The sequence below is a fragment of the Bradyrhizobium sp. SSBR45G genome (assembly GCF_030159255.1).
In the GTDB taxonomy this organism is placed as follows: Bacteria; Pseudomonadota; Alphaproteobacteria; order Rhizobiales; family Xanthobacteraceae; genus Bradyrhizobium.
This window is the reverse complement of sequence record NZ_BSCT01000025.1, coordinates 23,385-48,477: the sequence shown is the minus strand read 5'-3', so window position 1 is coordinate 48,477 and position 25,093 is coordinate 23,385. Positions and strand designations below refer to the sequence as shown.

Here is a 25,093-nt window from a genome sequence, read left to right as displayed (position 1 = left end):
AACCAACAGACTTCGTTTCAACCCCGGTTCGACGGGTGCCAGAACGTCACCCGTTTCTCGAGCAGCACCAGCGCGCCGAAGAAGGCGGAGCCGGCGATGGCGGCGATCACGATCGTCGCCCACACCATGTCGAGCGACATTCGGCCGACCTCGGTCGAGATGCGAAATCCCATGCCGAGCGTCGGCGTCCCGAAGAACTCCGCCACGATCGCGCCGATCAGCGCCAGCGACGCGTTGATCTTGAGCGCATTGAACAGAAACGGCATCGCCGCCGGCAGCCGCAACTTCATCAGGGTCTGCAGCCAGGAGGCGCCGTAGCTATGCATCAGGTCGCGCTCGAGCCGGCCCGCCGCGGCGAGCCCAGCGACCGCGTTCACCAGCATCGGGAAGAAGGTCATGACGACGACCATGGCGGCCTTCGAGTGCCAGTCGAAGCCGAACCACATCACCAGGATCGGCGCGATGCCGATGATCGGCAGTGCCGAGATGAAGTTGCCGATCGGGATCAGGCCGCGGCGCAGGAAGTCGGAGCGGTCGCAGGCGAGCGCCACCAGGAAGCCGGCGGCCGAGCCGATCAGCCAGCCCGGCAGGGCCGCGCGCACGAAGGTCTGCACAAAGTCGGCGCCGAGCACAGGCAATGATGCGAACAGCCGCGACAGGATCAGCGACGGCGCCGGCAGCAGCACCGTCGGCACCTTCAAGCCGACGCAGATCACTTCCCACAGGAATACCAGGGTCAGGCCGAAGAGCAGCGGCACCGCGACTGCCGCGAGCCGCGTCAGCATCGGCGGCAAACCTTGCGCGCGGCTCCAGATCACGTTCGTAAACCAAGCGCAGGCCCAGGCTGCGAGCGCCAGGGTCATCACGATCGGACCCGATGTGCCGCGATGGGCCAACATCAGTGCGAGGATCGCGAACGCGACTCCAGCCGCGAGCGATCCCGCCAGCGACAGCGTCGGCTTGCGCTCGGATGGGGAGGACATGATGGCGCTCATGGCCGCGCTCCCATCGCCTTCAACGTCAGCTTCTCGGCGAGCGTGATCAGCGCCACCAGCAGCGCGGCGAGGATCGCCGCCATCACCAGCGCCGACCAGATCTGCACGGTCTGGCCGTAATAGGAGCCAGAGAGCAGACGGGCGCCGATACCGGCCTGCGCGCCGGTCGGCAGTTCGCCGACGATGGCGCCGACCAGGCTGATCGAGATCGAGACCTTCAGGCTCGCGAACAGCAGGGGCATCGCGGCCGGCCAGCGCAGCTTGACGAAGGTCTGCGTCCCCGACGCGTTGTAGGTGCGCATCAGGTCGAGCAGCATCGCGTCCGGCGAGGTCAGGCCCTTGACCATGCCGATGGTGACCGGGAAGAACGACAGATAGGCCGAGATGACCGCCTTCGGCAGCAGGCCGACGATGCCGACCGAGCCGAGCGCGACGATGATGATCGGCGCAATCGCCAGGATCGGAATACTCTGGCTGGCCACGATCCATGGCATCAGGCTGCGGCGCAGCGCATTGACATGCACGATCGCCACCGCCAGCGCGATGCCGAGCGTCACGCCGATGACGAAGCCCGCCAGCGTCGCCGAGATCGTCACCCAGGCATGGGTCAGCAGATTGCGCGGATTGAGCACGAGACCGTCGGCGGTCTCGCGAAGCAGCCTTGTCCCGATGGTCGAGGCATACAGCTCGGTGATGATCTGGTGCGGCGCCGGCAGCACCGGCCGTTCCAGGCTCCAGGCCGCCTCGTAGCGGTTGGCCAGGCCTTCGACGCGCGCGAGCTGCGGCAGGTCGCGATTCATCGGCAGGCACGCGAGATACCACACCGCGAGGATGATCGCCGTCAAGGTCAGCACCGGGACCAGCGCGCCGCGCCGCAGGCCGTCCCACACCCGGTGGGGCGCGGCAGCCTCGCGCGGCGTCTGCAGCGCGACGCTACTCATCGTAGCTGTGGCCGGCGCGCAGCCCCTCCCTGACCCGGTGCGCGACCTTGAGGAACTCTGGGCTCTCGCGAATGTCCAGCGTGCGGTCCAAGCCGAAGTCGCAATCGATGACATCGATGATGCGTCCCGGCCGCGGCGACATCACCACGATGCGCGACGACAGGAACACAGCCTCGGGAATCGAATGCGTGACGAAGACGACGGTTTTGCGGGTCTCGTTCCAGAGCTTGACGAGCTGCTCGTTGAGCTGGTCGCGCACGATCTCGTCGAGCGCGCCGAACGGCTCGTCCATCAGCAGCAGCTCCGGCTCGAACGAAAGCGCGCGGGCGATCGAGACGCGCTGCTGCATGCCGCCGGACAGCTGCCACGGAAATTTCTTCGCAAAGCCCGACAGCCTGACCATGTCGAGATGCTTGCGCGCCCGCTCCCGTCGCTCGGCTTTCGGCAGGCCGAACACTTCGAGCGGCAGCATCACATTGGCTTCCACCGTGCGCCAGGGATAGAGCGCCGGCGCCTGGAACACGTAGCCATATTGCCGCTTCAGACGCGCCTGATGCGGCGACAGGCCGTTGACGCTGATGCTGCCGGATGTCGGCTGCTCGAGATCGGCGATCACGCGCAGCAGCGTGGTCTTGCCGCAGCCGGACGGGCCGATGAAGGAGACGAACTCGCCCTTGGCGATGGTGAGGTTGGCGTCAGCAAGCGCATAGACCGGGCCGTCGCCGGTCTGGAAGGTCAGCGACAGGTTGCGGATGTCGATGGCCGTCTGCGCGCTCACAGCTCACCCTTCTCCGGCACAGCTCGATGGATCGCATCGAAGCAAGCGGTATGCCATGCCCTGCTCCCTGATTTCACAGGCTTTGATCGAGACAACGTCCGATCCGCCTGCGCAAGATTTGACCATCTGGTCAGATTCATTGCATGCTGCGCGCGAACCAATCTACACGATCTCATCGAATTGCAACGGACTGTCTGATGGCGGTGGCGCGGACGACCATGAAACGCAAGGCCCGCAAGGTGGCGACGCCTGATACGGAGACCCGCGCCAAGACGCGAGCCAAGACGCGCGGCGGCGAGGCCAATGTGGAGCGCATCCTCGATGCCGCGCTCTCGGTGTTCGCCATGGACGGCTTCGCCGGCGCCCGCATCGACGCCATCGCCGATCTCGCCGGCCTGTCGAAGCCGAACCTCCTGTATTACTTCCGCACCAAGCAGGATCTCTATCTCGCGGTGCTGAAGCGGACGCTCGACATGTGGCTGGTGCCGCTGGCCAGGATCGAGCCGCAGAGCGACCCGCGCGCGGCGCTGACCGACTACATCACCACGAAGCTGGAATATGCCCGCGACCATCCCAAGGCGTCGCGGCTGTTCGCGATCGAGGTGATGCGCGGCGCGCCGGTGCTCGGCCAAGTGCTGCAGGACGACCTCAAGCAGCAGGTCGACGGCAAGGTGACCTTGCTGCGGCGCTGGATGGCGCAGGGCAGACTGCCGCGACGGGATCCGCATCATCTCATTTTCATGATCTGGGCGACGACGCAGCATTACGCCGATTTCTCCACACAGGTCGAGGCCATCACCGGCCGCACGCTTGATCATCCCGCCTTCTTCACCGCAGCACGGCAGTCGATCCTCGACGCCGTGCTCGGGCCGGCGCAGGAGTGAGCCGGACTACTCCGCGGCATATTTGGCGGGCCTCGGGTTCGTCGCCATCGGATTGTTCGGATGCTCCAGCCAGGTGCGGTGGCCGCCAACCTTGAGGCCGGTGCGGCGATCGACCTCGCCTTCCCTGAGCGGCACCATGGTGATGCAGTTCTCGATCGGGCACACCACCGCGCAGAGATTGCAGCCGACGCATTCCTCCTCGATCACCTCGAAGTGCCGCTGGCCGTCCTTCAGGCTGGTGATTGCCTGGTGCGAGGTGTCCTCGCAGCCGATATGGCAGCGGCCGCATTTGATGCAGAGGTCCTGGTCGATGTGCGCCTTCACCACATAGTCGAGGTTGAGATGCTGCCACTCGGTCTTGCGCGGCGCGGCGAGGCCGACGAAATCCTCGGTTCGCGCATAGCCCTTCTGGTCCATCCACTCGGACAGGCCGGCGATCATCTCCTGGACGATCTTGAAGCCATAGACCATGGCGGCGGTGCAGACCTGGACGTTCCCAGCGCCCAGCGCCATGAACTCGACGGCATCGCGCCATTTCTCGATGCCGCCGATGCCCGAGATCGGCAGGCCCTGCGTCGCCGGATGGCGCGCGATCGCCGAGACCATGTTGAGCGCGATCGGCTTGACCACCGAGCCACACATGCCGCCATGGGTGCCGTAGCCGTCGATATGCGGCCACGGCGCCATCTGGTCGATGTCGACGCCCATCAGCGCATTGACCGTGTTGATCAGCGACACCGCGTCGGCGCCGCCGCGTTTCGCGGCTTCCGCCGGCGGCAGGATGCTGGCGACGTTCGGCGTCAGCTTGACGATGACCGGCATCCGCGTCGCCGCCTTGCACCAGCGCGTGACCATCTCGATGTAGTCGGGCACCTGGCCGACCGCGGCGCCCATGCCGCGCTCGCTCATGCCATGCGGGCAGCCGAAATTCAGCTCGATGCCGTCGGCTCCGGTCTGCTCGACACGCCCGATGATCGCGGTCCAGTTCGGCTCCTCGCACGGCACCATCAGCGACACCACGACGGCGCGGTCGGGCCAGTCGCGCTTGACCTGCGTGATCTCCTGCAGATTGACCTCGAGCGGCCGGTCGGTGATCAGCTCGATGTTGTTGAAGCCGATGACGCGGCGGTCGCTGCCATGGATCGCGCCATAGCGCGGCCCACTGACATTGACGATCGGCGGATCCTCGCCGAGCGTCTTCCAGACCACGCCGCCCCAGCCGGCCTTGAAGGCGCGGACGACGTTGTAGGCCTTGTCGGTCGGCGGCGCCGAGGCCAGCCAGAACGGGTTGGGCGAGGTGATGCCGGCGAAGCTGGTGCGGAGGTCGGCCACGGCTCAAGCTCCTGCGTGATGAGGGATTGCGGCCGCTGCAGGCTGCAGCGCTGCGATGATGGACGCGGCAGCCGCCTTGCCGTCGGCGACGGCGGCCACAGTGAGATCGTTGCCGCCGGCGACGCAGTCGCCGCCGGCCCACACGCCGGGAAGGCTGGTGCGGCGCGCATCGTCGACCGCGATGCGGCCCTTCTCGAAGGCGAGACCACTGTCGGCAAGATCGCTCGCGACCAGCGTCTGGCCGATCGCGGTCAGCACCTGGTCGGCCTGGAGCGTGAGACGCTCGCCGGTCGGAACCAGCCGGCCGCCTTCGCTATGCGTCCGCTCGAAGGTGACGCCACACACCACACCGTCGGCCTGCTCGAACGCGACCGGCGCCAAATGTTCGCGGATCAGCACGCCGCGCACCTGCGCCACCTCCTGCTCATAGGGCGAGGCCGGCATCTCCGACTTGGAGCGGCGATAAGCAATGGTGACGCATTCCGCACCGAGCAGCTTGACCTGCGTCGCCGCGTCGATCGCAGTCATGCCGCCGCCGATCACGATCACATTGCGGCCAATCGGCAGCGCCGTCTTGTCGGGCGCCTGCCGCAGCGCGGCGATGAACGCGACCGCATCGCTGACGCCCGCCGGCATATCGCCGAGTCCGAGCCCGTTGGTGCCGCCGAGGCCGACACCGAGAAACACCGCATCATGATCCGCCCTCAGGCTGGCCAGGGTGATGTCGCGGCCGAGCGTCTTGCCGTATTCGATGGTGATTCCGCCCACGGCAAGAATATAGGCGAGCTCCGCCTGCGCGATGTCACTGGTCACCTTGTAGGCGGCGATGCCATATTCGTTGAGCCCGCCGCCCTTGGGCCGCGCCTCGAAGATCGTCACCTGGTGGCCTTGGCGCGCCAGCGCGTGGGCGCACGACAGCCCAGCCGGGCCGGCGCCGACCACCGCGATCCTCTTTCCCGTGGAAGCCGCTGCGCGATAGAGCTGGCGCCCGCTCGCAAACAGTGCGTCGGTCGCATGGCGCTGCAGGCGTCCGATCTCCACCGCGCGCGCCTCGGATGACTCGCGCACACAGGCGCCTTCGCAGAGGTTCTCGGTCGGGCAGACGCGGGCGCACATCGCGCCCATGATGTTGGCGTCGAGGATGGTCTTGGCAGCCGCCACCGGAAGACCGTTCGCGATCTGCCGGATGAAGAGCGGAATGTCGATCTCGGTCGGACACGCCGTCACGCAGGGCGCGTCGTAGCAGAACAGGCAGCGCTCGGCGGCGAGGCGCGCTTCGTTGGGATGGAGCGGCGCGACCAGGTCCTTGAAATTGTCGCGGCACTGCTCGGCGGAGATCCTGTGGCCTGCGAGACCGACGGCCAATTCGTTGCTCAAGCTGATCCTCCTGCCATTGACGCTCACCGCAAGGCGGCCTGTCCGAAGAACGATCTCACCCTGCAAGATTTGACCAGATGATCAAATTTGTCAAACGTCGACATGCGGCATCGTGATGAAAAAGATGCGCGCCTGCGTACTGATCAGTTCGTTGCCTCCGCGACCGGCGCATTGCCAAATCCGGCAGCAGGAATTGCCGAGCCTTTGAGCGACGGGATGTCTGCTACACGTCCTGCGCGAGCGGCCGCCCGATCTCAGATCTCAGACTCCGCCTCGACGGCGCGCGGGCCGGACGGCCACGTCGGGGTCGACGTCTCCTCAAGGCTGCGCATCGCGTGCCGTGAACGCTGCGGTGCACCAGGTTTGCCCGCAGGATTTCCGGTCCCAGTGCCGTGCAGCTCGGAACCGGGTGCAGGAGGACTCAGGCTGTTAGTTCGTGCGCGACGGTGCGGATGAGGGGATGGCGATGGTCATGGCGTCGGCGGATGCCACATTCACCCACTCGGTCGGGCTCTGCAATGCGACCTCAGGAGCCATCGCAGGGCGGCATCGTGCTTCCTCTCAGGCGAGTCCGTGGCCGTGGCGGCTCGGTCGCTGCGATTGGCCCGATCATGGCGGGGCTATCGCCGGCCCGCGGTGCAGGTCTATGGTGAGAACGACCAAAGATCGCGAATCCCTGGCCTGCGTGACCGACCTCATCAACATCGCCTGCATCATCGTCCTGGCCCTGACCTGCGCCGGCCTGCTCTGGACCGACCTGCGCAGCGGCCTCCTGCCGGACTGGATGAATGCGCTGCTGGCGGCGAGCGGTTTCGTCCGGACGGTGGCGGTCGCCGATCTGCCGCAGGCACTGTGGGACAGCGCCGCGGCGCTGGCGGTCGGCGCGGCGCTGCTGCTGCTCCGCCACCTCTATGAGTTGGCCCGCGGCCGACAGGGCCTCGGCCTCGGCGACGTCAAGTTCGTGATGGCCGCGACGCTCTGGGTGGGATTATCGGGCCTGCCGATTCTGCTGCTCGTCGCCACCACGACCGCGCTCGCGGCGGTTCTCGTGCTGCAGATGAGAGGCCGGCAGATGACCGGCGAAACGGCGCTGCCGTTCGGGCCATTCCTGGTGATCGGCCTCGTCGTCGTGTTCGCTCTGCAGACCACCGGCAGCGACTGGATGCTTCCGTCATAGATCGGGAAAGCATCGGCCATAAGTCATTGAGCGTTCCCGTGCGGCGACGGGGTCTTACGCCGCGCGCACGCGATCGAGGAACTTGCTGACCTCGATCTTGAGGCGGTCGCTGTCGGTGGATAGTGTCTGCGCAGCCGACAACACCTGCGACGAGGCAGATCCCGTCTCCGTGGCGCCTCGCTGCACGGCCATGACGCTTTCGGAGACCTGCTGGGTGCCCTGCGCCGCCTGTTGGACGTTGCGAGAGATTTCCTGGGTCGCCGCGCCCTGCTCTTCCACCGCGGCTGCAATGGTGGACGAGATCTCGGAGAGCCGCTCAATCGTGGTCGAGATTTCCTTGATCGCGCCGACCGATTCATCGGTCGCGCTCTGAATGCCGTTGATCTGCTGGCCGATCTCGCCGGTCGCCTTCGCGGTCTGCTCGGCGAGTGCCTTGACCTCGGAAGCGACCACCGCAAAGCCGCGGCCGGCTTCGCCGGCACGCGCGGCCTCGATCGTGGCGTTGAGCGCCAGGAGGTTGGTCTGGCCGGCGATGGTGTTGATCAGTTCGACCACGTCGCCAATGCGACTTGCAGCCTTCGCCAGCTCCGCCACCCGCTCATTGGTGCGGCGCGCCTGATCGACCGCGGCATTTGCCATGCGGGCCGACTCCTGAACCTGGCGGCTGATCTCATTGACCGAGGACGACAACTCCTCGGTCGCGGACGCCACCGACTGCACGTTGGTGGTCGCCTGCTCGGAGGCCGCTGCGACCGTCGCAGTCAGTTCCTGTGAGCGCGTGGCGGTCGTGGTCAGTGTCGAGGCGGAGGCTTCGAGTTCGGTCGCGGCCGAAGATACGGTGTGCACGATCTCGCCGACGGCGGCTTCGAAGCCGTTCGCCAGCTTGTGCATGTCCGCCTTGCGCTGCTCCGCGGCAACGCGGTCCTGCTGCGTCTTCGCCTCGGCCTCCTCGCGGGCCTTCCGTTCGGACACCACCTTGAACTTCTCAACGGCACCGGCGACGTCCCCGATCTCGTCCTTGCGGCCGAGACCCGGCAGCACGACGGCAAAGTTGCCCTCGGCAAGCTCCAGCATCGATCTTGTCAGCGCGGCAATCGGCCGCGCGATGGTTGCAATCGAGAACACACAGGTGAAGATCAGGAGCAGCGCCACTGTGGCGCCGAGAATAAGCGAATTGCGCTCGGCCGCCGTCCTCTCTTGCTCCGCCACCTGTTTCTCGTGCTCGAGCTTGTTGTGGGCGAGTTCCAGGATCCTGTCACTCACCTCGGTGAGCTCGCGCGCAATCGGGAGCGTCACGTCCTTGGCAATGTGCTCGGCGTCTTCGTTCAGCTTGGCGACCTTGGCAAGCGCCTCGGTCGACAGCCCGCCGCCGTCGCGCTTCGCCTCGATCTCGATCGCTTCCGCCTTGTCCTTCAGAGCACCCCGCGCCTTGGTCACATAGTCGCTGGCCAGCTCCTTGATCTTCGCCGCGCGCTGCCGAGTCTCGTCGAGCGTTGCCGCTTTCTGGATCTGGTCTGCGAGGTCTAGCGTCGATTTCAGCCGGGCACTCATATAGTCCGAACCGGCCTTGAGCTCGGCTTCGGTCTTGGCCAGGCGGATATCGCGGATACCGATCTGCATGCCGCGCACTGCGGCCTTGGCTTCAATCGCATCCTGCAGGATCACATTCTGCCGGTCGGCGATGTCGTTCGCCGCGCGCACCGCGGCGTCGCCTGTCATCTGGACGTAGATCAGCGTGCCAACCAGCAAGATGCTCAGCAGCGAGCTGACCGCTAGCTTGGTACCGATGCGCATATCCTGAATCCATCTCAACATGTCATCTTCCGCCACAGTTCAAAGATGCCCGACAGCAGGCCGCGACCGCCGCCTTATGAGTCCGAGATTTCCATGTATTTGAATCGATCGCGGTTAATTTTCCACCTGCGCCGAATTGCCACCAAGGGGTCAACAAAAGCTAAATTGGGGTCATTTGCCCGTAGTTCTACGTGACAAATATTCGATCGCGCACTGATTGGATGTGTTGACCATCGGCGGGTTTCAGCGAATTCAGCTAACAAGCCCGCATGCATCCGCCGGCCGGATCCACATCTGCACACCACCGTGCTTCCTGCTCGATGAATCGCGCGATGGAAGTCGTCAGGACGTCCCACATCTCCGCACCGTTGAAGATGAGCTGTGGCAGGCGGTGAAGGGGACGCAGAACGAGATCGCCGAGAAGTTCGTCAACGTGACAGCAGCCGTTCGCGAGCACCATTCGAACAAGCGCATCAACAGTGCACGACGACCAAAATCATTGTTCTCGGGGCTCGTCTTCTGCGGTCGTTGCGACGGACCTTGTTCGCTGCGTGGGGCAGATCGTTTCGTCTGCTCGGCTCATGTGAGCAATGGATCCTGCTCGAACGGCAGCACGCTGAAGCGGAGTGAGCTTGAGCAGCGCGTCTTGGAGGGCTGAGGGACCGGCTGCTTGCGCCGGAGGTCGTCGCCGAAGCCATGCGCGCCTATGCTGAAGAACTGAACCGGCTGAACCGCGAGCGGCGCGCCAGCGGTGATGCCTGGCGCGCCGAACTGCTGAAGGTCGAAAAGCACATCCAAGGAATCGTCGAGGCGGTCAAGGAGGGACTGTTCCAACGATCGATGATCGCAGCGACGGACACGCGCGAGGCCTGCAAGGAAGAGCTCACGGCCTTGCTTGCCGAAGCTCCCGCCGACACCCCTGACATGCTGGCGAGCGCCTCGCAGCTCTACGCCAGGAAGGTCGCGCACCTAACGGCCTTGAACCGTCCGGTTGACCGAGCCGAAGCCGCACAGGCTCTGCGTGGCCTGATCGACCGCATCATGCTCCGGCCGGGCGCCAAGCGCGGGCAAATCGAGGCCACGCTTCATGGGAAACTCGGCCCCGTCCTTGGCTGGACAGCGGCTCACAGGAACAAGAAGCACATACCAAAACTCCCGCAGCCGAGGTGGCTACGGGAGTTTCGGATCGTTGGTTGCGGGGACCTGCAACCATCTCAAATTGCTATTCGAAGCCGCTGCGTGAGAAACCGGCCCACGAAGCCGTTCGAGACGCGAAGCGCGCCATACACGACCCGTTGAGCTCGAATGATCACAAGGGCGCCAATGGCTTGAAGATGAGTTTGCACAAAAGGTCGTGCTCGCGAGCATCTGCGTCAAAGAGAGGATCGACACCGTCCTTCACGAAATGAGTGACGCCCGGCGAACCCGGTAGTTCTCTAATACCCTTTCTTACGCCACCCGTTAGCCGTTGCCGCAGATCAAGTTTCTCATTGAGGACAAACGGGCGGTCTCTACCGCCGCCTCTCATGCACGTCGCGCGGCGGATTTTCCCAATGCGCCGCAACCAGTCAAATCGGCCGAAGCTGCCTATTTCAACAAAATTTTTCCGCCGCGCCTTCCGGCGCTACTGCCTTCTCAGCCATCGCGATTAAAGACAAATCATGGTTGGCAGATCGCATAACCGACCGCCCCCACCTCAGCGCACGCGGAGAAGAATGACGTCAAAAGCCAATAGAGCTGAACGAAGTTTGCTGCCCGGCGTTTTTCGGCTTTTAAGCGAACCTCTTCCTCGGGACCAATCGTCACCGAACATCCTGCTCCTCATCGCGCTTCTTCTCGGCGGCAATGTAGTTCTCAAGCAATTGAATCCTTTCCCGCGCCCAGGCACGGACTTCGGCTAAGCGATGAGACTGCCAGGTGCGCAAGAGCGGCAGCCAAGGTTCGATAAACGGCACGACGGACCCCCACCACGTGCTCGGATGCATGCGTCGACCAAGCTCACCCAGAACCCCCGGCTCTGTCCCGAACTCATTAACGAACGCTTCCACTTCCTTCGTCCACGACAACGACCCCGTATCATTCTTCGATGCGATCGGGAGCCATCGCATCACCTCGACTGCCCGGGTGGTCGGTGCATCACGTACCCAGGCGAGATACATATCGGGCGGTAGTGCGAAGAGAGGGCCTGCGCCGAATGTGTCGTCTCGGTCTGCACGTATCAGCCCCTCTAATCGGTGCCGTTCCAGTCCCTTCGCTGAAAGCAAGACAGGTGAAATCACGTTCCACACTTCTGCGGGGAACTCCTTCATTAGCGTGTTGAGTGCCGCGCGTACTGGATCGTCGAGCGCGAAGAAGACGTCCGAATTCTCGGTCTTGATCAGAGATAGCAATTGCCTGGTAAGCGACCGGACATACGGTGCGCGCAGCTTCCTGTGGGTCGCGAGCATCGCTACGGACTCCTGGAGGTGATGGCCGTCCATTGCGTTACGCTGACTCTGCTCGAAGAGTCCCGACGAGACCAATATGGCGCGTAGTTGCCGCTCAAGCACAATGTCGAGTGGCTTGCTGGGGTAGAGGTACATGAAGATGATATCTAGAGCCGTCCATAGACCTCGCGCCTTGTGAAGCATCAACTCCTCGATAAGCGGAGCGATTTCCTCTGGACTGAGGTGATCCATGCGCCGACCGTAGGAGAGAGTCGCGCAGTCCATCGGGTTGACGTCACCGCTCTTGAGAAGAGAGACCACGAGCTTGATATCATCCGGTTGCAACGTGCCCGAGCCGATCATGTCTATCGCAAAGGGCTTCAGTTTCGCCGACCGCAGTGCCAGGCGAATGCATTCTCGCGCCACTTTTGGGTCACGTGCTTCGGCACCCGAGATTAGTCCGCCGAAGAAGCGGAGGCTTGGTGGTTCATTGGTGCCTTCTGCAACTGTTACCGCGTCCCGGAATAACCCGAGTGGCTCCGCCACCCGCTCCGCCAAACGGCGTGCAAATCCGAAGGATGACTTTGCATCGCTTGTCGCAAGCGCCTCGATCGCACGCCGCACGAGCGGGTCATCACCAGAAATCTTTTCTGCAAGCTCAACAGACTTCCGAACCGGGTAGTCGTAGTCTGTACCCTTACGATCGTCGCGTTCGAAATTAGTGTCTGGATCATGGAAGTCGCCATGCCATCCCTTGCAATACATGACAACCAACAGGATGGGGTCGGCGGGCAGCAACTCGTCGAAATAACGCCTGATCTGTTCCCGAACGTCCTTCGGAGCAGCCTTTCCATCGAAATAGAGCCACTCGTTGATTTCCTGCAATGCCTCCGGCCAGAATCCTCCGTGGCCGACGATCTTGTCTATGAGCGATCGGACTTCGTTCGGCTGGAGCTGATTGAACATCGAGCGGAGCCGCTGGCCAAGGATGACTTTCGCCTTAGCGCCGAAAGGATCATTGTTCAGCACGAGGCGCGTAAGTCTCGATAGCGCCGCCCGGAAGAAGTCTCGGATTTCACCATATGTCTTCGGCTGCCAATCTTTCAGAGGTTCGCCGCTGCCGATTTGATCTGATCCGCCGCTACGGCTGTAATGCCCGGTCTCAAGCATCTCATCGAGGGCATCGACGCAGAGTGCACGTTCATTCGGATCGCCGGACTCAAGTCCTTCATCCAACACGACCAGCCGAACATCGGGCGCGGCTTCAGTGCCGCTCAAATAGAGACTGTACAGCCCCTTGAATTGACCAGCAGCGTTATTGCTGATGCGATCTTCAATCTCAGCTGTGCCAAGCCGCCGGAGGAGCCGTGCCGCTGTTTCGAAGGTCTCCTTTCGAAAGGCGAGCTTTTCCAGTGCCCAGACCAGGTGCCGCCGACCGTCCGTGACGCCCTGCAACTCATCAATCGACAACGAACCGAAGACCCGGTCAATTGTCGCCATGGCAAGGTCGGGTTCGACATGCACCAGTTGATCCAGCACCTGCGCGCCGAAATCCGTATTTAGGACATCGAACTCGCTAAATGCTCCCTCCAACAAGGTGCGCGCCAGAGTCTTAACTTCGGGCACAGTGTCGAACCAGCGAATGCGCCTGAGCAGCCCCTGTTGGAGTTCGCGAGGAGCGTCCATGAAGAAGGCCACGAGCTTGTTATCGGCAAGGAGGCCGAGCTGGCTGGTGGCAAGCCTCACTGCGAGTGGTATAGGCTGCACTTGGGCAAAATCGCCGCGCACGACAAGCACACCACGATTCTTGAACGACTTAATATGCTCTACGAAGGTGTCGAACAGCATCCCCGCAAGATGCTCGGCGATGTAGGCCGCTTGGCCACTTACAGGGCCTGCGATGCCCATCCATTCGAACATGCTTAGGATCGACAACGCTTTCCGTGCGGCATCATTCGGGGTGCGGGAGCCCCAGATCACGCGGTCGACGTACTGGTCGGCCGACTGGATCGCGCCACGCCCTGTGCCCTTCTTCTGCGCCGCGAGTACGGCCATTTGCGGGAAGCCGTGAGCGAATTCGTGTATGAGGCCGACATTAGTGTCGCTGATGTTGGGATCGACTCCCTTTGCGATCGCCGCAATCGTGTCTTTGGACGCCGGTTCGAGTTTCAGCGTGAGCGTTTTTTCAGCGCTTACAATCTTAGTTTCGACATCGATGGTCAGAATTCGCAGCCGTGAGTCAGCACGCTGCGCTATTTCGGACAGCTTCGTATGCACAAGGTCCGGGCATTCATCGACAACAAGCGTTGCAGCCGAACCGCTTTCGGCGATCTCCAGGGCGAGCTTTACAAGCTCATCACCGACGATCGAGTAGTCCGCATAGATCATCGTCGCGGCGTCAACCTGCCCGGCAAGAGAACCTGCCTGGTTGAAGACCTCATATGCAAACCGAGATTTTCCGTAGCCCGATGGACCCGCAATGCGAACGCTCTGCTGGTCCTCTTCAAGTTGCTTCAGGACCGCTGCTGCCGCTTCGTCAAATGTCCATATCGTCTCGGTGGGCTTCGCGGGGCTGCTGGCGTCAAGCGAGACGTTGACGGCGATGAAACGCGCATCATTGCCGCCGACCCAGGGCGAAACCCGAATATCATGTGCCTTGCCCCAACCCTCATGCGTCTGGAAGCCCGCTAATGAGCGCCGGCGCGAGAGTTTAGCAAGCCAGAGCGCGACCGACGGGTGGGTGTTGACCCAATCAGCAATCTTGTTAGCGTCCAGGACGTCAATGACAATGCGGGACGTTGTTCCACCGCCGTCTTTGACGGCGGCCTGGGCCGCCTTAATCAGCTTGTCACGCTTCTTCCCGATAAAGGCGGACGTCGAGAGGATTGTGTACGACCCGCGCTTCTTCAGCACGGTCGCTAGCGCCTCACTCAAAACCACGCCTCGCGTGGGCGATTTCTTTGCCTTTTTTCCACGCTTCGCTTTCGCACTGGATCGCTTTTTGGCGGCTGCTTTCTTCAGCACTTCGTTGCGAATGGATGCATCTGTTAGATTCTGCGCTTTTGCCTGAAATACGCAAAAACGCCGGGCAAAGAACGGTGTCGACGCCGCACCTTCCGACCATTCCACTCGCCCGTCTTCGCCGCCGTCTGAGATCGTTATTTGCATCGGAACGTGCGTCGCACGCAAAGGGATTTGCGCGACGCGGCACTCTGCAAAAATCAAAAGCTTCATCAGCTGGACGAGCTGCTTGCTGTCCAGCGCTTCGATCTGTTCGGGTTCGGCCTCAAAAATCACGGCTGCACTCTAGCTGATCGGGGAATACGTCAAGCGAACTTACACAAAGCGGATGGGCGCGTCCTCCGGAAAGCTGCGCTCCCTCGGCCCTCCGGGTGACGATCCCGCGCGCGAAGGAATATTGACGGCTAACGTCGCTGCCTTCTCGAAAGTGGTCGCTAAGGGTTTTGGACTCTCGCGCGCGCAAGGGTGCGCCCTGGCGGATTTTGGCTCCCCCGCCTAACGGCGCGGTCCCCCCAAAAAGTCGCCACGCGACTTCTCAACCCCTGCACTTGCTACCCCCAGCCTCGCCGACGGGCAGGGGTTCATGGCGGGCATAAACCCAAGAATGCAAGCGAAGAATTGGCGAATAACTCCAAGTGCGATCCTCCCGAAGGGCATCGGCGAGGCACGCTGGCGTGGCAATGGGACGTCGGAAAGCTCGTTGAGAGCCTTGACCGGTAATGCGCTTGGTGTCGGCCCCGCCCGGTTGGCGGGGCCTCGTTCGTCAATACAGGAGTCCAGATGGATCGAAGTTCAGGCGGGATCATCCGCGATCAGCTCGGGCAAAGGTTGTGGGATGAGGGCCTCCTGCGCTCCGGACATCTCTGTGAAGCCGGCGATTTCCGTAACAGCGGTGGCACCATCTGTAACGGTCGACGTCGCAGCTCCTGTTACAATGATCGCTTCAGCGTTACGACGAATGAGGCCGGCCCGCTCCCAGGCTTTCAGGCGGCGACTGGCCCGTATCCTGTTCCAGCCCCATTCTCGTCCCAGCTCGGCGGCACTCACCCTCAAGTGTAGCTCGGGCTGGGAGCGCAGCGAGGCCAGTGCCTCTATTTCATCCGGGATGAGGCGGAATGCACTCGGTCATGATAGGTGTTGCTCCATGCGTCTCCGCCCGGTCAAGAGTGAGGCAACCGAAAAGGCCGGCCGCTCAAGCCGGTGACGGATTCCTCGGTAACGGGAAAGGGGATTTTCCTACCCGGAGGGAACCGCGCATCCCGCTTGCAAGCCCCCTGCAGAACTGACAGCGAAATGCCCGGGACGCGGTGGTGCCGGATGGCGGGCATTCTGGCGCCGCCGGCGCAAGCGGATCAAGCCTCACGGGTACTGGCTTGCGCAGTATCCGCAAAGGTGCCATGCCCGCAGCCAAACTGGAACAGCCGAATGCGCGAGGTTGCAGGCTGCAGCCCTCCCCTTTAAGGGCGAGATGCGCACCTTTGCAGAGCACCTGGCGTCGACGCCATTCGGCTTGGACCATTCGTACCCGAAACTTGCACGCGGGCTGAGGTAGGAGAGGGCCGAGCAGAGGGCGCGTTGGATTGCCGTCCGTATTCGGCCTGACCGGCCAGCTGCTGACGCGACAGCGGCGGCCTTGCAGAATAAGCGCTCTCAACAACACAGGAGGTGCGCCATGGAGCTCTTCTGAGGGCTGGACGTCGGCAGACCGCGATTTGCGTGGTCGACAAGGGCGAAGTGCTGCTGGAGGTCGCGGTGGTGACTGATCCGGACGCCCTCAAGGAAGCACTGAAGATCATCTAGCCGACCTCCGCGACAGCGGAGGGTGTGGAACTAAAGTGAACTCGGACTGACCGAATCACTTTGATCACGAGGAGGCGAAGATGATGTACGGCGGGATCGATTTGCATTCCAACAACTGCATGATGGCAGTGATCGACGATGCGGACCGTGTCTTGGCGCAGAAGCGCTTGCCGAACGACATCGGGAAAATCGTCGGATTCCTTGCGCCCTGGAAGGGCGAGATGTCGGGCGTCGTCGTCGAGTCGACCTACAACTGGTACTGGCTGGTCGATGGACTGCAGGACGCCGGCTTCCGCGTACATCTGGCCAACACGTCTGCGATCAAGCAATATGAAGGATTGAAGCACGGCGGCGACGAGACCGATGCGCGTCATTTGGCTCACCTGCTGCGCCTGGGCATCCTGCCGACGGGAACGATCCTGCCAAGAGAGCACCGTGCCGTGCGAGATCTGGCACGCAAGCGCATGCAGCTGGTGCGGTCGTGCACCGCGCAGATTCTCGCGGTCGAGAACATCATGTCCCGGCAACAGGGCGGGCGCTTGAGCAGCAATCAGATCAAGCGTCTGGACAACGATGCAATCGACCTGATGTCGCTGCCGGCCGACGTCGGCCTGGCGATGAAGGCCAACGTCGCGGTCATCGACACATTGCGGGCGCAGATCGAGCTCATCGAGAAACGCCTGCTGGAACGTGTCAGACCTCGGCCGCAATACGGTTTGTTGACCAGTGTGCCAGGCATCGGCAAGACGCTGGCAACCGTCATACTTCTCGAAACCGGGCCGATCGAACGGTTCGCGGACGTCGGAAATTTTGCGTCCTACGCGCGCTGCGTTGACAGCGTGCACACAAGCAATGGCAGGAAGAAGGGCGAAGGCAACGTCAAAAACGGCAACAAATATCTTTGTTGGGCATTCGTCGAAGCGGCGAATTTCGCCAAGCGCTTGTGCCCCGAAGCAAAGCGCTTCCATGAACGCAAGAAAGCCCGAACCAACAACATCGTCGCCACCAAGGCGTTGGCGCACAAACTGGCACGGGCCTGCTACCACATCCTGAAGGAGGGCAAGCCGTTCGACGTAACGCGCTGCTTCGCCTGAAGGACGACGACGATCCGGCGAGCCACTTACGGTGACTGGGAAAACCAACTGCACTGAATTGGACGTCGGATCGCCGTCACCTTCCGTCGTGACGGCGGATCGCCCGAACTGCAAGCCATCCGGAGATTGGCACCGGCAAGCCGGCAGCCACGGTTCTGTGAAACTCTATTGGATGCAGGACGGTACCAACATTCTTCTGGGGCGGCTCAGCCGCCAGGGCGATGGTCTCGGTCGGACCAATGCTTGATCCTCATGGGTGTCTGGCGCGATCCGCGCTGCGGACGCAGCCTAAGACCGAAGAAGCGGGCGCGGTTCAAGTACGACGGCGAGAGAAGATGATCGGCTGTCCTTTTGGCAACGTAGGCTGCCAAAATAAATCTCTGCGGCAACTTGACGAACGGCCGGCCAATGGGTGTCGCCGTACTCTCGGCCGGCTGAGGCGGGTCGGCCACGAGGCGGGCGCGCTGTCGCCGTGTCTGCATCCCGAATTGCTCCGTCTCGGCCTGCCGGCGATCTGTCTGGAGACCCAGCACGTGCGCGCCGCGCTGCATGCGCAGCGCAACAAGACCGACCGTGCGGACGCGCTCGGGATCGCGCACATCATGCGCACCGGCTGGTTCCGGCGCGCGCACATCAAGACCGCGCCGTGCTACCGGCTGCGCCTGCTGCTGACGCATCGCCGCAATCTCAAGCGCAAATTCCTCGATCTCGAGAACGCGATCCGGCACTCCTTGAAGGCGTTCGGGATCCAGCTCAACCGCGTCGGCCGCGGCGCCTTTGCGCAGGCCGTGCGCGACGCGGTGGCCGGCGACGCGCTGATCAGCGAGCTGATCGATGCCATGCTCAACGCACGCGCGGCGCTGTGGAAGGAGTACTGTCGGCTGCACGGCCTGGTCGTCAAGCTGGTCGCCGGACACGAGCTGTGCCGGCGCTTCATGCAGATTCCAGGCGTCGGGCCGATCGCCGCGCTGAGCTTCATGACGGCGATCGACGATCCGTCGCGCTTTCGGCGGTCACGCGATGTCGCGGCGTATTTTGGCCTGACGTCGCGGCGCTGGCAGTCGGGCACCTCGATCGATGTGCAGGGGCCGATCAGCAAGGCGGGCGACGCCGATGTGCGGCGCACGCTCTACGAGGCAGCGAGCGCGCTGCTGACGCGCTTCAAGCGTCGCGACAAGGTGAAGACCTGGGGACTGGCGGTTGCCAAGCGGTCTGGACACCGCAAGGCGGTGGTCGCGGTGGCGCGCAAACTCGCGGTGATCATGCACGCGATGTGGTGCGACGGCACGGCGTATTGCGGCGATCAGGCCGTCAGCGCCACTGATGCGGCCGCGCATGCCAAGCGCAAGGACCGCAGGCTACTGGGCGCGCTGGCATGAACCATAGCAACAGCCCGGCAGCAACGAACAGTCGTCGCGGACGACGCGCGAATTGATGGAGCTCCGCTGTCAGCGGATGAGGACCGGTGCAGATCCAAGACGACGGAACGCACGCTATCTTGCCTGCGAGGCGGTGTCCGAAGGGACGGCGCGATCGCGCAAAATTGCCTGTGACGTGGCTCCGTCAGACCGATGGAAAATTGCGCCGCGACGGCTATGCTGCTGCCATCGTGCAGGAGCGCCACGCCGTCGCTGAGCGCGGAAAGCTGCACGGCGCACTGGGACTCCTCGCTGTCAACGAGCTGCAGATCAGGCTGCGCTGCAGACGTGTTTTTGACGATGAAGATGGAGAGCACCGATGGCGAAAGCGACGAAGACGATCGTGGCAGAGAGGCAGAACACCCGGCCGATTAAAGCGGCAAGATAAAAGCGCCTCTCCGCGGCGTAGTATCGGCGGTCGTAAGTCATTGTGGTTACTTGTCGCAGCACGGCACTGCTCTAACACCCAGAGTGTTGCTAGAAGAAGAAAGAGCTGGGAGATCAACGTTCCGAATGGCACCAATCGCAGCTTGGCGAACTGGTTCGCAAAATTGGGCAAATCTAGCCATAAGCGCATGGAAGACCGCTGCCGGATCACCGTAGCCCAGTTAGAGCTCGCGCCTAAGCGCGACCGGCGAAGCCGGCTAGCCAGCCTTGACCGGACTCAGCGTGGCCCGGCCCTTTGGCTTCCACGCGCTTATGACCTCTGGTTAGCGGGGCTGTACTGATCAGAAAGGCGAAGCAGCACGGCGGGTCGGCTTTCCGCAGGAGACCAGAAAGCGATCTATCCGATCCGAGGCGACGCGAGTGATCCCTTGCGGACCTCAGACCTGTGGATCAAGATCGAGTGCTGCAATAGACTCGTGATCTTGAACGCGCCCACGACCAGAGCGACAGAGACCGAGCCGGGTATGGCACTCCACCTGCCCAGCATTAGTTTCGCCGACGGCGGCAATCCGGGTCGCGTTCAGGTGCCGATTTCCACGCGCTGGCGATTTCGAACATGGACCTCGATGACCTGATCGTGGAGCGCCCGCCAACCGCCGAGAGCCTCCGGAACGCCCGGACCGGCACTTCTACGAGGGGGCGGTGATGCTGGCCTACGCCATGCCCCTGCTCGGGAGCGAGCCGGTCAAACAGGTCAAGATCCATCCGGACGGTCAGCGCGCGCAGCAGATCGACTTCCGGGCTGGCTCCGCCAAGCGGGGCTTCGGACGCATCGCAACCGCGCCAACTGCCTTCGCGGGCACATTCGAAAACGCCGAGGGACAGCGGATCGTCATCCACCCGCAGCCCAGAATGAGCAGCGTCACCGCCGATGCGGCCGGCGAGACCATCGAAGCCGAGTGCAAGGGCGGTACGGTCGAGACGCGGCACTGCGGTCGGCTATCGAGGCTGGACAAGGGCCTCTGCGAGATCGGGGGCCGGCTGATGATGAAGCCGGCCGGCACCCGCCAGGTCGCGATCATGCCGCAGACCGAAGTGACCCTGCGGATCGGGCGCAAGCTGGCTCCACGCTGCGCGGGCGCAGGGATCCGGATCCCGCTGATCGGGCGCCAAGGCGACGTCAAGGACGTGCAGCCCGAAGCCACGATCAAAGTTGTGCGCAGCTCTGGAAGTGCGGCAAAGATAGCGGAACGACTACCCCTTTGGAGCGCCTTCTGCCGGGACGATCGCGAACAGATCGCCACCAGCGGTTGGACCCGTTAAGTTAGGGCGCGCGAGAGAACATCATTTTCGACAAAAAGCCCTGCTGACCTTGCCCCCTTATTTTGTCCAGGCCGGAGTTCGGGCGGCTGAATGTGCGGCGGGAGCTGGCGAGGGCTTTTGACGTAGGCGCGACGATCGCGAGCGAACGCGCTTTTCGTTCGAGCTGGGCTGACCTAGAAACAGCCGAGTGTGTTTTCAACCGCTCGCGAAGCCCAGGCTTCTGACCTCCACAGCGTGGCTCGCCGTACCGGCCCTTATGCCCTCGCTGACATGCTGACAGAAACGTTGCAGCGCTTTATTTTTCTTGTCGTTCTTGTATATCGCAGAAATCTTGACCTCTGGAAGAGGCGGTAACCCAAACTGTCCGTCGATAATGTTCACTCCATTGGGAACCGTGCTCTCTTCAACTGCAGACACGACTTGGCCAGACATGATTGCGGAATGAATCGAGACAATACTGTTGCTCGAATAGACAAACTTCCACTTCCGATTACTTTTTGTCAGAATTCGAATCATCAAGTCCCTGCACACGCAACCCAGAGGAAAGCCTGTCAATGGAACCGGCTCACTCTCTGTGATCTTGATGCCCGGAGAACCGATCCAGACCAGGCGATCGGTTCGCAGTGTCTCACCTATGTTTTCTTCCGCGGTGACGGGGGTAAGCAAGAAATCGAGCTCACCCTGCTTAAACTTCTCCAGATTCTGATTGCGATTTGAGCAATGTACGGTCAGTTCGACATCTGGATGGGTCGCTCTGAACGCGTGGATTATTCTCGGAAGCAGAATCACCGCATAATCATCCGAGGTTCCAATGCGTATCTGCTCGCGGTGCTTCAAAGCGCTGAAGCTGGCTTGCAGCTCGTCATTTAAGCGAATGATCTCAAGCGCGTAAGGCAGCAACATCCGTCCTTCGGCTGTCAAATTTATCGATTTCCCGCTCCGGTAGGTTAGCTTGCAACCGAGCAATTCATCAAGCTTCTGCATTTGCATGGTGATTGCCGATTGGGTCCGAAATAGAAGTTCGGCGCTACGGGTGAAACTCCCCGTGCTTGCAAGTGTCGCAAATGAGCGAAGCAAGCTAATTTCAATGTTGCGCAACATAGGAGCCCTCTTCGCGAAGCTACGCACGGGTAATTGACAGGTTATCCTGGCCTGGCACTGCCTCCGGTACGTTACCACCGTTCCCCCACTCGCGCGAGTGGTATCACACCCGGTACACCTACCAGAGTAGATAGGCCAAACCTTCGACGGACGTGGATGCAGGATGGTGTCCATGAAGTCGTTTGGCCAGTATGGCTCCGCCGATTTTGGTGAATCCCGAGCTGACCACCTCGAGGTAGGTCTACGCTGCATGATCGCCCCGGCGCCATGCAACCGGCAACGTCCATTTATCCTTATGATTGAATAGGGGTTTTCGGACGCCCACATTGCCGAGGGACCCGGCCGAGTTCAGCACTGCAACTGCGCTCGTGCGTCAGCGCAAGCTGATCGGCTATACGCGCAAGCGACCGAAGGTTCCGCGACAGGCATCGGGAGAGAACAGCCGAAACGGTCGATCAGATTGAGCAGTGCCATCCGCTTACCAAGAGAAGAGATCGTGCCGATAGTGAACGAGCTGGTCGTGCTTGCCGTTGGCATACATGGCTCGGCAAGGTGCTCGGCGGCAAGGCCTTCGAGATCGGCAGTTCGAGCTTGAGCTGTTCGAATACCGATGTACGTCCCGATGCCATTCCAGCAGTTGAGGTTCAGATCCGTCCGTCCGCTTCAGCGTCGCCGGTCGGTGCCCGAGCATCGCGCGAGTGGATCGTGCATCCTGCGCCAACCTCCTGAGGCGGTGAGGGGGCTGCGCAAGATTGGTGAGCTCACGCGCGGCGAGGCACTCACACCCGGTGCGTTCCGGCCGCCACCTCATTACGAATGGCGCCTCAGCGATCGTCGCGGCGACAAAGCCATACCCTCGGTTTGAGCACGTGTAGGGTAAGCCCCGGTGACGGCCGCCTTGCGTCGGCAGTGATGCTTCGCGAAGCCATAGGACTAGTCCTGGAGCTAGTCCTATGGCCAAATCGGAAGTGGAAGTGATCACGTCGGAGCGGCGACGGCGGCATTGGTCGCGGGCTGACAAGGAGCGTGTCGTCGTGGCGGCGCCGGCATGCAAAGGCTGATCGAGGTCGATATCGGGACTGAGACGAAGATCCGGATCAGCGGCTCGGCGGATCCCGCGATAGTGACGGCGGTGCAGCCGGGCGCAACGATCCTGGGCGTGGCGCGGGCGTTCGGGGTGCATTCCAGTCAGGTGTTCCGCTGGCGCCAGCAGCTGTGTGGCAAGGAGGCGCCGCCACCCGGCTTTGCCGCCGTGACGATCGCCGCTAATCCGCACGCGGCTGTCGCCGACCAACTGCTCATGTTGCGGCGACGACAGGCTGCGCAAGATCGGCGAGGACGTGACCGAGACGCTGGAGCTCGTGCCGCGGCAGTGGAAGGTGATCCAGCATGTGCGCGAGAAGTTCTCCTACCGCGCCTGCGAGGCGATCAGCCAGCCGCCGGCACCATTCCATCCGATCTCACGCGGACGTGCCGGACCGCGTTTGTTGGCACACATCCTGTTTGCCAAATACGGATTGCACCTGCCCCTCAACCGGCAGAGCACGACGTATGCGCATGAGGGCATCGCGCTCGATGTCTCCACACTCGCGGACTGGGTCGGCGCGGCGGCTGCGACCTTGATGCCGCTGGTCGAGGAGATCAAGGCGCATGTCCTCGCTGGCGAGCGCATCCATGCCGACGACACCACGGTGCAGGTTCTGGCCAAGGGCAAGACGCGCACGGGGCGCGTGTGGACCTCAGACGAGGGCGGTCGCCGTGCCGCCATCTACACCCTGATCCAGACTGCGAAGCTCAACGACGTCGACCCGCAGGCGTGGCTTGCCGACGCCCTCGCCTGGCTGCCCGATCATCCGGCTAGCAGGATCGCAGATCTGCTGCCCTGGAACTGGAAGCCCCCCGCCATCTCTGCCGCCGCCTGATCGCTCCCATCAATCGTCCATTCGCGCGGACTACTCCGCCTGTGGTCTTCACCGGATGCGTACCGTGTAGGCAACCCTTAAGATTGCCCACGTCCGCGCAGTCTGACGAGCCGACTCGGCCCTCATCGCGGGTCCGGAAGACGATCTTCTGCTCCTTCCAATGGACCGGCCGCCAAGCGCTACTGCTTCGTCCCGAATCCGGCACCGGAGCGGCTCGGTCTCGCGCCGTCTGCTGCGTCAACAGGAGCCATAAGAGCCTCAGCGGTCAAGGGCCTGGAAGCATTGGGCCAGTACGCATGTAACCCAATTAAGATCCCGGCAATCGCACTATGACGAGGCGGCACAACGTCGAGCCGACAGGCGCTCGCAGGCATCGCCGACGCGAAGCCAAGCTATACGAAAGTCGGCCGCCCCTTACCTCAACAACTCTTAGCCGAACTCTATGACCTTTGCCGAAGTTGCTGTGCTATTGAGTGCCGTTCGCCCTTCCCGGGCAGATGCGAAGCTGGTGTAGAGCGATAAGCCCACAAATGCGAGTCCCCCTATAGCATTGCCAACGATAGTGGGGACTTCGTTCCATACGAGATAATCGACAATCGAAAATCTACCACCAAGCATTAGTCCGGAAGGAAACAGAAACATGTTAACTATCGAATGCTCAAAGCCCATGTAGAAGAAGACCATTATAGGCATCCACATTCCGATCACTTTTCCGGTCACGGACGTCGACATCATCGAAGCGACAACGCCTGTCGACACCATCCAATTACAACGGATTCCTCGGACAAGGAGCGTAACCATCCCAGCGACTCCGTGAGCCGAATATCCTAGAGTGCGGCTTTCGCCGATATGCCCGATCTTCACGCCGACATCATTCGCCGGTACGCTGAAGCAATAAGTGAAAACAATAGCCATAAGGATCGCGACCGTTAGGGCGCCCGCGAAATTCCCCGCGAACACCAGCGACCAATTGCGCAGAACGCCCAGAGCCGTCACTCCTGGCCTCTTATCAATCAATGCCAGAGGGACCAATGTAAAGACGCCTGTGAGTAAATCAAAGCCCATAAGATAGAGAAGACAAAAACCGACGGGGAACAGGACAGCCCCCGCGAGGGGTTGCCCAGTTTGCACGGTGACCGAAACCGCAAAGGCTGCAGACAACCCCAAGATCGCTCCAGCCATAAATGACCGCACTAAGGTGTCCCGGGTACCCATAGCAACCTTCGCCTGACCGGCGTCTATCATCTTGGTGACAAACTCGGGCGGTTGCACGTATGACATTTCTCTAGCCTCCCAGAACACCCCCGGTGACACTCGCTCACT

At 62.2% G+C, this 25,093-nt stretch carries 17 protein-coding genes and 3 pseudogenes; 10 read left to right on the top strand and 10 right to left on the bottom strand.

Features of this window, described 5'->3' with window-relative positions:
• Positions 1–17: 17 nt before the first annotated feature.
• From QQL87_RS25010 to QQL87_RS25000, 3 genes are all read right to left on the bottom strand, one after another.
• Complete coding sequence (locus QQL87_RS25010) at positions 18–863, bottom strand: ABC transporter permease (protein ID WP_502871217.1); 846 nt, start codon at positions 861–863, stop codon at positions 18–20.
• 128 nt (positions 864–991) lie between these two features.
• Positions 992–1,936, bottom strand: a complete 945-nt coding sequence (locus tag QQL87_RS25005) for an ABC transporter permease (RefSeq protein ID WP_284421629.1) — start codon at positions 1,934–1,936, stop codon at positions 992–994.
• On the bottom strand, positions 1,929–2,714 hold the full coding sequence (locus QQL87_RS25000) for an ABC transporter ATP-binding protein (protein ID WP_284421630.1): 786 nt from the start codon (positions 2,712–2,714) through the stop codon (positions 1,929–1,931). Before QQL87_RS25000 ends, QQL87_RS25005 begins: the two co-directional genes overlap by 8 nt.
• 218 nt (positions 2,715–2,932) lie before the next feature.
• Between QQL87_RS25000 and QQL87_RS24995 the strand changes: the two genes are divergently transcribed.
• A complete protein-coding gene (locus QQL87_RS24995; RefSeq protein ID WP_284421631.1) occupies positions 2,933–3,598 on the top strand; it encodes a TetR family transcriptional regulator C-terminal domain-containing protein in 666 nt (221 codons plus the stop codon).
• A 6-nt stretch (positions 3,599–3,604) separates the two neighbouring features.
• Here QQL87_RS24995 and preA read toward each other — a convergent pair whose 3' ends face one another.
• Both preA and QQL87_RS24985 read right to left on the bottom strand, forming a co-directional pair.
• A complete protein-coding gene (preA, locus tag QQL87_RS24990; protein WP_284421633.1) occupies positions 3,605–4,930 on the bottom strand; it encodes an NAD-dependent dihydropyrimidine dehydrogenase subunit PreA in 1,326 nt (441 codons plus the stop codon).
• Between the two features lie 3 nt (positions 4,931–4,933).
• Positions 4,934–6,307, bottom strand: a complete 1,374-nt coding sequence (locus QQL87_RS24985) for an NAD(P)-dependent oxidoreductase (protein WP_502871213.1) — start codon at positions 6,305–6,307, stop codon at positions 4,934–4,936.
• Between the two features lie 685 nt (positions 6,308–6,992).
• On the opposite strand from QQL87_RS24985, the gene QQL87_RS24980 reads away from it, so the two are divergent.
• Positions 6,993–7,484 (top strand): prepilin peptidase, encoded by a 492-nt coding sequence (locus QQL87_RS24980; protein ID WP_502871216.1) that lies wholly within the window; start codon positions 6,993–6,995, stop codon positions 7,482–7,484.
• Positions 7,485–7,538: 54 nt separating this feature from the next.
• Here QQL87_RS24980 and QQL87_RS24975 read toward each other — a convergent pair whose 3' ends face one another.
• A complete protein-coding gene (locus QQL87_RS24975) occupies positions 7,539–9,299 on the bottom strand; it encodes a methyl-accepting chemotaxis protein (RefSeq protein ID WP_284421635.1) in 1,761 nt (586 codons plus the stop codon).
• Positions 9,300–9,501: 202 nt separating this feature from the next.
• Here QQL87_RS24975 and QQL87_RS24970 point away from each other — a divergent pair, with 202 nt between their 5' ends.
• Positions 9,502–9,936, top strand: coding sequence for a recombinase zinc ribbon domain-containing protein (locus QQL87_RS24970; RefSeq protein WP_284421665.1), 435 nt, complete (start codon positions 9,502–9,504; stop codon positions 9,934–9,936).
• A 38-nt stretch (positions 9,937–9,974) separates the two neighbouring features.
• Positions 9,975–10,577: a hypothetical protein gene (locus tag QQL87_RS24965; protein ID WP_284421636.1), complete on the top strand. Its 603-nt coding sequence runs from the start codon at positions 9,975–9,977 to the stop codon at positions 10,575–10,577.
• 503 nt (positions 10,578–11,080) lie between these two features.
• Here QQL87_RS24965 and QQL87_RS24960 read toward each other — a convergent pair.
• Positions 11,081–15,001 (bottom strand): hypothetical protein, encoded by a 3,921-nt coding sequence (locus tag QQL87_RS24960; RefSeq protein WP_284421637.1) that lies wholly within the window; start codon positions 14,999–15,001, stop codon positions 11,081–11,083.
• Positions 15,002–15,517: 516 nt separating this feature from the next.
• Positions 15,518–15,778 (bottom strand): hypothetical protein, encoded by a 261-nt coding sequence (locus QQL87_RS24955; protein WP_284421638.1) that lies wholly within the window; start codon positions 15,776–15,778, stop codon positions 15,518–15,520.
• 827 nt (positions 15,779–16,605) lie between these two features.
• Between QQL87_RS24955 and QQL87_RS24950 the strand changes: the two genes are divergently transcribed.
• The 3 genes and pseudogenes from QQL87_RS24950 (at position 16,606) to QQL87_RS24940 (ending at position 20,747) form a co-directional block, all read left to right on the top strand.
• Complete coding sequence (locus QQL87_RS24950; protein ID WP_284421639.1) at positions 16,606–17,619, top strand: IS110 family RNA-guided transposase; 1,014 nt, start codon at positions 16,606–16,608, stop codon at positions 17,617–17,619.
• A 425-nt stretch (positions 17,620–18,044) separates the two neighbouring features.
• Positions 18,045–18,998: pseudogene (locus tag QQL87_RS24945) on the top strand (IS110 family RNA-guided transposase); the annotation flags it as partial.
• Positions 18,999–20,129: 1,131 nt separating this feature from the next.
• Positions 20,130–20,747 (top strand): hypothetical protein, encoded by a 618-nt coding sequence (locus QQL87_RS24940; RefSeq protein WP_284421640.1) that lies wholly within the window; start codon positions 20,130–20,132, stop codon positions 20,745–20,747.
• Positions 20,748–20,942: 195 nt separating this feature from the next.
• Here QQL87_RS24940 and QQL87_RS24935 read toward each other — a convergent pair whose 3' ends face one another.
• On the bottom strand, positions 20,943–21,848 hold the full coding sequence (locus QQL87_RS24935; RefSeq protein ID WP_284421641.1) for a LysR family transcriptional regulator: 906 nt from the start codon (positions 21,846–21,848) through the stop codon (positions 20,943–20,945).
• 1,048 nt (positions 21,849–22,896) lie between these two features.
• Here QQL87_RS24935 and QQL87_RS37280 point away from each other — a divergent pair.
• The 3 genes and pseudogenes from QQL87_RS37280 to QQL87_RS24925 all read left to right on the top strand — a co-directional run.
• Positions 22,897–23,034, top strand: a pseudogene (locus QQL87_RS37280) (hypothetical protein); the annotation flags it as partial.
• Between the two features lie 10 nt (positions 23,035–23,044).
• A pseudogene (gene tnpC / locus QQL87_RS24930) lies at positions 23,045–23,587 on the top strand (IS66 family transposase); the annotation flags it as partial.
• The gene (locus tag QQL87_RS24925; RefSeq protein WP_349817294.1) at positions 23,579–23,770 is read left to right on the top strand and encodes a transposase domain-containing protein; all 192 of its coding nucleotides are present in this window, start codon (positions 23,579–23,581) and stop codon (positions 23,768–23,770) included. The pseudogene tnpC and the gene QQL87_RS24925, both read left to right, overlap by 9 nt.
• A gap of 429 nt (positions 23,771–24,199) precedes the next feature.
• On the opposite strand, the gene QQL87_RS24920 is transcribed toward QQL87_RS24925, so the two are convergent.
• The gene (locus QQL87_RS24920) at positions 24,200–25,051 is read right to left on the bottom strand and encodes a formate/nitrite transporter family protein (RefSeq protein ID WP_284421642.1); all 852 of its coding nucleotides are present in this window, start codon (positions 25,049–25,051) and stop codon (positions 24,200–24,202) included.
• Positions 25,052–25,093 lie beyond the last annotated feature (42 nt).